Raw genomic sequence first — 482 nt, forward strand, 5'->3', positions numbered from 1 at the left:
CGCCTGATGGAGGGCAATTATGACAATCGCAGTTCGCAACATCGCTCCGCAGTTCCCGCAGGATTCGCGCACCGGCCTGACCCTGCCCTTGAGCAAATCGCTCGCCTCGCCGGACTTGGCTAAGCATCGGGCCGTGGTCGCGGTCGAGCTGGAGGTTCTGGCTAAGAAGCTGGACCGCTTCGGCTGGGAGCGTGACCGGGGCAGCGCCGCCCATGACCGGCTGATGATCGACTGGATGGACGCGCTGCAGGACTATCCGATCGAGGAGATCCGGGCTGCCTGCCGGGCTCATATCCTCAAGGAGCCGAACCGGATGCCGAACGAGGGCCATGTGGTTGCGCAGATCCTCGAAGCCCGCCGCCTCAAGGTCGCAGCCCTACCGAAGCCGCGTGATCCTGAACCCGAGCGCCGGCTGGAAATCACCGAGGAAGAACGCGCCCGCCGCGCTGCGGTCGTCGCCAGCCTCGGCCTGAAACGCATCG

At 65.8% G+C, this 482-nt stretch carries 1 protein-coding gene; it reads left to right on the forward strand.

Annotated elements, in window-relative coordinates:
• Nucleotides 1-19: 19 nt before the first annotated feature.
• Nucleotides 20-482 (forward strand): hypothetical protein (locus EP867_RS17510; RefSeq protein WP_206616368.1); only part of this gene is annotated, 463 nt, incomplete at its 3' end.

This window comes from Falsigemmobacter intermedius, from assembly GCF_004054105.1.
Classification (GTDB): Bacteria; Pseudomonadota; Alphaproteobacteria; order Rhodobacterales; family Rhodobacteraceae; genus Wagnerdoeblera; species Wagnerdoeblera intermedia.